This is a genomic window from bacterium CG_4_10_14_0_2_um_filter_33_32 (assembly GCA_002792735.1).
Lineage (GTDB): Bacteria > Patescibacteriota > CPR2_A > CG2-30-33-46 > CG2-30-33-46 > CG2-30-33-46.
This window is the reverse complement of the sequence record PFOW01000076.1, coordinates 1,552-9,326: the sequence shown is the minus strand read 5'-3', so window position 1 is coordinate 9,326 and position 7,775 is coordinate 1,552. Positions and strand designations below refer to the sequence as shown.

Genomic DNA, 7,775 nt, shown 5'->3' with positions numbered 1-7,775 from the left:
GCTTTGATATGCATATTGGAAACTCCTTAGTTATTTGCAGGAGTCTCAAATGTTTCGTAACTTATTCAATATGCATATAAAAAAATCTCGCCAAAAGACGAGAAAAATTTTTTTAAAGAAGACTTTAAACTCTTTCTTTTTCTTTACTTTTTGTTTTTACTTTAGCTTTTTCTTCGACTTCGCGTAAAGATAAAGATAATTTCCTGTTCTCTTCTTCGATAGATATAATCTTCAAATTATAAACTTCTTTTTCTTTAATAACGTCTTTCGGATTAGAAACATGCTCATCAGATAGTTCTGATATATGGACTAAACCATCTATTAGATTTTTTTTATCATGAGTTTCTACTTGTACAAAAGCACCGAAAGGAGTAACTTTAACAACTTTACCCTTAACAATATCACCCTCATTAAATTGCTTTATAGCTTCTTTAAAAGGGTCTGGAAGCAATCTTTTTATACTCAAAGATACTTTATCTTCGTCTATTTCTACTATTATAACATCGATCTCATCGCCGACTTTTACAATTTTTCTAATATCATCAATTCTTTCCCATGAAGCTTCAGAAATATGCACTAATCCTTCGATATCTCCTATATTTACAAAAACACCAAAATCAACCACCCCAGATATCCTACCTTTAATCTTTTGGCCTACGTCCAAACCATCTAAAAATTTCTTTTGTTCATCGGTTTTAGTTGCTTTCTGTGAAAGTATAAGTTTGTTTGAGGCACGATCTATATCTATAACTTTTGCTAGCATACTCTTACTGATAAGACTTGTAAGCCTTGATAATATTTCTTCCTTATCACCCCCCTCAACTCTAGGATAATACTCCGCCGTAAGTTGGGAAACTGGTATAAAACCTTGTACACCCTCAATCATCACAAGCAAACCGCCTTTATTTGCATCAGTAATTCTAACCTCGAGAGATACACTCTTTTCCATGCTTCTTTTAAGATCAGTCCACACTCTTTCCTTACCTGCTTTTTTCAATGAAAGAACCAAAAGACCGTCTTCGTCTTCTTCTTCCAAAACATAAGTTAAAACTCGATCACCTTTTGCTAAGTCAATAATCGAGGACCTATCACCTAGCTCCCTTTTGTAAACTACGCCGGTTGCTCTGCCGTCCAAGTCAACCCATATTTCATTGTTTCTTAAATCAATAACAGTACCTTCTAAAACTTTACCTACTTCTATTTTTTCAATACATAATAAAGCTTCTTCAAAAATTGATCTTTCGGTATTTGCTAATTCTTTCGTTTCCAAATAATACTCCTTATGCCTAGTATACAATTTTTTGTTTATCTGACAAGGCTTTTTTTAATTTTTTTTCAGCAAAAGATAAGTTAGATTAATTATTCTCTTTAAATCCGTATTTTTATTTAATACATTTCCTACTGCACGAAAAGCCTTCGGCAATCATTTTATAAGTAATAAGTTTCCCTTTAGAAATATTTTTGACAAATTCTAAAACTTTTAATGTAAAATTATCGGGTTTGCTTTTAATCATTTTTTATTATTGTCTTTTTTGTCATCTTCTTCTATCTCTGCAGCACTATTTATAGTATCAGCGATGCGAATTAAATAATATGTAACAAAAACAACAATAGCGGTTACAAATAGAGCATATAAAAACATTGCGATTAAGCTATTTGTTTTATTGGGAAAAATCACCTCAAATAATTTCTGGATTGCTGCATTCCATGCAAGAGCTGCCACTAACCCAAAAGCGGTTATCGCTAAATCCTTGACCGTATTGATCATTTTGCTTTGGATTAGTAATATCTCTTTTTTTGTTCTTTTAATAACTTTTTCTTTCATATTTTAAAATTATATAAAACTTCTTAGCTTCTGCTGTTTTAAATTGGTCCCTCGATTTCGCTCGGGATCATTCGACCTCTAATCGAAATTTACTAATATCATTTCTGGGGTATGGTTTACCATGAGCGAGTTCCTAATTTATTAGGAACGAGTCGAATGGTGGGCGTGCCTGGATTTGAACCAGGGACCTCTACATTATCAGTGTAGCGCTCTAACCAGCTGAGCTACACGCCCCGATAAAAACAGCTAACATTTAATATTATAAATTCCAAAGACTACCTTTTCAAGACTCTGAAATTATACTTAACCTAAAAACAGCAAACAAATAATAACTTAAATTACTACCTGTTTGCTGCTCACCATTTTTTTAACAACCTAAGAATAACAGAAATCGCCGTGGCTCCCGATTATTATCGGAAGACCGACCTACGAACTGTTCCGACTAAGCGTCGGAAAAAATCCGTTAGAAAGGAGGTATTCCATCCGCAGATTCCCCTACGGATACCTTGTTACGACTTCACCCCAATTACTGGTCTTACCGTGGGCCCAAAATGGAACTTCAGGTACTACCAACTTTCGTGGTGTGACGGGCGGTGTGTACAAGGCCCGAGAACGTATTCACCGCAACGTGGCTGATTTGCGGTTACTAGCGATTCCAACTTCATGAAGGCGAGTTGCAGCCTTCAATCCGAACTGAGATTAGTTTTAAAGGATTAGCTCCGCATTGCTGCTTCGCGACCCATTATACTAACCATTGTAGCATGTGTGTCGCCCGAGGCATAAGGGCCATGCTGACTAGACGTCATCCCCACCTTCCTCCCTATCACTAGGGCAGTATTGTACGAAAATTCAACATACAATAAGGGTTGCGCTCGTTAGGGGACTTAACCCAACATCTCACGACACGAGCTGACGACAGCCATGCAGCACCTGTCTTAAGGCTCCCGAAGGCACTCTCCTGTTTCCAGGAGATTCCTTAGATGTCAAGCCTCGGTAAGGTTCCTCGCGTACCGTCGAATTAAACCACATGCTCCACCGCTTGTGCGAGCCCCCGTCAATTCCTTTGAGTTTTAGTCTTGCGACCGTACTCCCCAGGCGGGGTACTTAACGCGTTAGCTTCGACACGGACCGGGTCGATACGGTCGATGTCTAGTACCCATCGTTTACGGCGTGGACTACCGGGGTATCTAATCCCGTTCGCTACCCACGCTTTCGTCTCTCAGTGTTAGGACAAAACTAGCAAGCTGTCTTCACCATTGGCGTTCCCTGTGATATCTACGGATTTTACCCCTACACCACAAGTTCCACTTGCCTCTCTTTGCCTCTAGTTTATCAGTTTTGGATACTTTCCTCCGATTGAGTCGGAGTCTTTAATATTCAACTTAATAAACCACCTACAGACTCTTTACGCCCAGTAAATCCGGACAATGCTTGCTCCCTACGTATTACCGCGGCTGCTGGCACGTAGTTAGCCGGAGCTTATTCAGTAGGTACCGTCAGACTTCGTCCCTACTAAAAGAAGTTTACGACCCGAAGGCCTTCATCCTTCACGCGGCGTTGCTGCGTCAGACTTTCGTCCATTGCGCAAAATTCCTCACTGCTGCCTCCCGTAGGAGTATGGGCCGTGTCTCAGTCCCATTGTGGCTGATCATCCTCTCAGACCAGCTACCCGTCTTAGCCTTGGTAAGCCATTACCTTACCAACAAGCTGATAGGACGCAGGTTCCTCTTTATCCGCCGAAGCTTTGCTCCGAAAAGATTATCCGGGATTAGCTCTCCTTTCGAAGAGTTATACCGAAGATAAAGGTAGATACCAACGCGTTACTCACCCGTTTGCCACTGCCCCGAAGGGCCGTTTGACTTGCATGTGTTAGGCACGCCGCCAGCATTCATCCTGAGCCAGGATCAAACTCTCAAAAAAAATATTAGTACAAAAGTACTATTTACAATACACTGCTGGCAATTTCTGTTATTCTTAGATTGTCAAAGTTCTTTCCGTAGCAACAAAAAAATTCTCGTTTTGTTGATAAAACGGACTTTTTAGTCGCAAACTTTTTTTCAACTAACTAAATTTTATATTACCTTATTTATTTTGTCAACAACAAATAATCACATTTATAGAGATTAAGATAGCACGGAATTTTATTTCTTCTTTTTGGGCTTAGGAATATATTTTTTAAGCATCATTTTCTTTTCACGAGTCTTAAGATCCTCTGGAAGCTTTCTTAATGCATAAAACCCAATGTACAAAGACCATATCGTAAAAATTAATAAGATTGCGATTAAAAAATATCTTCCGGAGAAAAAATAAGTATTTTCAAATCTAAAAAATAAATATGAAATTCCTGTTAAGGAAATAGTGAAGCAAAGCCTTTTAATCTTCTTTAATAGCTTTTTTATCGCTACATTTTTATAAAAAGGGATAAATATGCTTAATATAGCCGCAATCAAAAAAAGAAAACCGAAAAAAATGGTAAATTCTGCATAAAACCGAAAGAAAGCACCAGGCTGAGCTTCAAAAATTCTTTTATAATCTAATATTTTTGAGAAATCAATATTTTTAAACATAGAAAAGAAACCAAATACCAAATGCCGAAGATATGCCCAGTATAGCCCCAGCGACAACTTCAATCGGCTTATGGCCTATTAGGTGATGATAATTAAATTCTTTTTGATTAATAAACTTATCAATCATCTTGTTTAATATTTGAGCTTGCTTACCTTGTGCACCTCTTATTACAACAGCATCATGCATAACAATTGTTGCTATAACTACGGCAATCGCAAAAGAAGAAGATGAAAATCCCGAAGATAAACCAATTCCAGTAGCAAGCGCGCAAACTGCCGTAGAATGCCCACTAGGCATTCCTCCTGTAGTTATAAAATTATAAAAATCAACTTTGCCTTCAACAGCTCCTACAATAAACTTGATTGCCTGAGCCAATATCCAAGGCGTAAAAACTATAATCAAAACAGGATTTATTGATAATATAAAATCGATCATCCTTAATCCTCATCGCCAAAGAAATCTATTTCAGAATCGCAATGAGGACAAATCGTCTCTCCGTCCTCTTCAATCATTTGTGAACCGCATTCCGGACAAAGAGGTTTACCCTCTTCCTGATTTTCTTTATTATTTTTTTCCTTTACCATTATAAACTCCTTCGGAGTTAGTCACTAGTAATATGGCATCAGGCATAAGATTAAGAGTCAAAAACATAATGCCTAATAACTGATTACTAATAACTTATTTATAAAAATTTAAAAGATTCCAATATCTTTGAAAGTTGTAATTCTTTATCATTTCCAAAACAGACTATTTCTACCATTTTAGTAGAAGATTTTGCAATATATACCGAAGTCATAATACCTATATTTTCTGTTTTAATTTTATATGCACTTTTACCATCTACTTTTAAATCTTTCTTGAGTAATATTTTTTCTTCATCGCCAATATTTTTGGTTGACCACGCCTTTGGAGTCATTTTCTCAGTATTATCTTTTATGTTAATGGTCATTTTTACTTCATCGTTTATAAGTTCTCTTCCATCACTTGAAGGATATTTAAAATTAGTTATTACCACACCTTCGCTTTTGTCTTTTATTACAAACCAACCAGTAGAAGAATACTCAAAGGAATAACCATCTTCCTGATTAGTAAATACCTTATTTGCGCCTGCCTTTTCCGTCCCTTTTAGTTGCTCATTTTCAACTCTAAGCTTTTCGTAATCAGATTTAAGATCGGCTAATTGTTTTTCCACTCTTTCTTTTTCTTCTACTTTCTGCTTCTTTTCAACTTCGCTTTGACCGACAGAATAATAATAAACAGCAATACCCGAAGCGACTGCTGCTACAATACTAAAAATCAAAACTATTAAAATTGGGGAAAATCCTTTTTCTTTATACATTCTTATTATATTTTATCAGCTTAATAATTAGATTCAACTAAGAAATTTAAATAATTCTAGTAATCAAAAATTCCAACATACAATATATCGGTTGGCTGTAACAATCCGTCTGGCGCAAGCTCTTTCTTATCTTTTCCTTTAAGATATATTACCTTTTGGTCTTCTAAATAAAAAGTTGATTCGCCATCAACAAATAAAGGGGTTATCACTTTAGAAGATGAGCATAGTGATTCTACAGCATCAGGAAACGATAAACTCATTTTAACTATCTCATTATTAGTGGAATCAGAAGTGTTAGTAAGTGCTGGGGTCTTTGTAAATGTTAATTCGTTTTCGTTAAGCCATGAAATATTGCTGAATGAATAATTTTTATCCTTTATTGCTGTGGAAGTTTTTTTGGTGGTTTTATCATAAACCTTTAAAGAATAACCATCTTTGGTTGTAAAGTCTTTATAAATATATAGGTTACCAGAAGGCGATACGGAGATATCTTCAACATTAAGATCGTGGTCATATGTTTTTCTATAGCTAAACAAAGCCTTTTTCTCAATCTTTTTAGTTGCTGTATCAACAGAAATCTCATAAAATCTGCTGCTTTGTTTATACATATTAACTATCTTTCCATCCCTAAAAACAAGCTCTTTCTGGAAAAAACTGCCGATATCCTGAGATAAAATAGTTTCTTCCTTGCTTTGCTGATCAAACTTTACCAAATCCCATTCGTATAGAATTTCATCCGTATTCTTGCTTTTTTTATCACTTGAACGAGCTTTTAAATAGAAAATACCTTCTGATGTATAGAGAAAATTACCATATCTGTCGTAATCGCCCGAATCAATGAGTGTTTCTTCTATTTTCCCTTCGGTATTAACCTTTAAAAGCTTAAAATATGCCTTTTTATCGCTTAGATTAGCCTCTTTTTTCTCGGCTAAAATAAATGCATTGCCCTCTTTGTTAAATTGAATCAAGGCATTGCTGTTTGTTTCTGCCCATTTCCCGCCCCTTATGGTTGTGCCTAAAGCAACTTCTTTTTTGATTTTTTTGCTGGTTTCAAGATTAATAAAATTCAGAATCAACTTTTCTTCATCTGAAGTTATTGTAACAAGATTTTTACCCGTAATCTTTTCTTCAACTTTACTTGCTTTGTTAGATTCTTCCTGAACATTATCACCCTTGGGTTTAAAAAAATTACCTTGCCAATATAAATAACCGCCGATACCACCACCTGTAACAAACATAGTAATAAAAGCGGTAATACATATAACCCAAATTGACGCAAGCGGTTTTTTAGCCATTTACTTTGATTAGATTAACTCTTTATATTATAAATCTTTTTAACCAAAAACAAAACGCTTTTTACTCAAGATTTTATTCTAAATACTAGATTTTTTTATTTAACAAATTCCATTGTGCTGATTATTTGTTCAAACATTTTTACCGCATCTGTTGATACAGTATCAGTAACATTAGTATTTTCTGAATGAACAAAATATTCTACATTGTTATAGGTAAATTTTTCAGAAGAAATTGAAAAACCCTTTAAATCAATTCCTCCACAATAATCATTTGAACCTGTTTTATTTTTTATTATCTCGTCACTTTTTTTAGTAAGTTTTATCATATTTTTAATTAACTCGAGTTCATATTGCACTGACCTTTTAACACAAGAACCGCCCCTGCCAAGTATTGAACCCCAATTGATAGCTATAGCATATTGCTTTGATGTATTCTTAAAAACAACATTTTCATTTGAAAAAATATTCATTCCAATATAAGAATAACCATCTGTCTGAGATTTAGCGTTTTCTTCAACCTGCCAATCCTTTGGATATTTTACATTAAAACCATTTTTCTCATTGCTATACGTCTTCCAGTCTGCTGTCTCTGTGCTCTTTGTTGGTTCTACTTTAGAAACTTCTTCACTTGTTCCTTCTAGCCTATCTACTTGTTTTTTAAGCTCTAGGACTAGATTATTTGTGCTTTGCTGTTGGGATTCTAGATTATTTTTAATCTGGCCCATTTGGCTATCCATTACATACCAAG

The 7,775-nt window shown here is 35.3% G+C and carries 7 protein-coding genes, 1 tRNA gene and 1 rRNA gene; all 9 read right to left on the bottom strand.

The features are described 5' to 3' along the window. Positions 1-124: 124 nt before the first annotated feature. The 9 genes from COX95_04905 to COX95_04865 all read right to left on the bottom strand — a co-directional run bounded on the left by COX95_04905 (position 125) and on the right by COX95_04865 (position 7,752). Positions 125-1,297, bottom strand: a complete 1,173-nt coding sequence (locus tag COX95_04905) for a 30S ribosomal protein S1 (protein PIZ85209.1) — start codon at positions 1,295-1,297, stop codon at positions 125-127. A gap of 213 nt (positions 1,298-1,510) precedes the next feature. Continuing rightward, complete coding sequence (locus COX95_04900) at positions 1,511-1,768, bottom strand: hypothetical protein (protein ID PIZ85210.1); 258 nt, start codon at positions 1,766-1,768, stop codon at positions 1,511-1,513. A 214-nt stretch (positions 1,769-1,982) separates the two neighbouring features. Further along, a tRNA-Ile gene (locus COX95_04895) sits at positions 1,983-2,059 on the bottom strand. Positions 2,060-2,288: 229 nt separating this feature from the next. Then, positions 2,289-3,745, bottom strand: a 16S ribosomal RNA gene (locus tag COX95_04890). 221 nt (positions 3,746-3,966) lie between these two features. Next, positions 3,967-4,392 (bottom strand): hypothetical protein, encoded by a 426-nt coding sequence (locus COX95_04885; protein PIZ85208.1) that lies wholly within the window; start codon positions 4,390-4,392, stop codon positions 3,967-3,969. Then, the gene (locus tag COX95_04880) at positions 4,385-4,828 is read right to left on the bottom strand and encodes an acid phosphatase (protein PIZ85207.1); all 444 of its coding nucleotides are present in this window, start codon (positions 4,826-4,828) and stop codon (positions 4,385-4,387) included. The genes COX95_04885 and COX95_04880 overlap by 8 nt, the downstream gene beginning before the upstream one ends. Positions 4,829-5,075: 247 nt before the next feature. Then, the gene (locus COX95_04875; GenBank protein PIZ85206.1) at positions 5,076-5,732 is read right to left on the bottom strand and encodes a hypothetical protein; all 657 of its coding nucleotides are present in this window, start codon (positions 5,730-5,732) and stop codon (positions 5,076-5,078) included. Between the two features lie 56 nt (positions 5,733-5,788). Next, the gene (locus tag COX95_04870) at positions 5,789-7,027 is read right to left on the bottom strand and encodes a hypothetical protein (GenBank protein PIZ85205.1); all 1,239 of its coding nucleotides are present in this window, start codon (positions 7,025-7,027) and stop codon (positions 5,789-5,791) included. Positions 7,028-7,122: 95 nt separating this feature from the next. Beyond that, a complete protein-coding gene (locus COX95_04865) occupies positions 7,123-7,752 on the bottom strand; it encodes a hypothetical protein (protein PIZ85204.1) in 630 nt (209 codons plus the stop codon). Positions 7,753-7,775 lie beyond the last annotated feature (23 nt).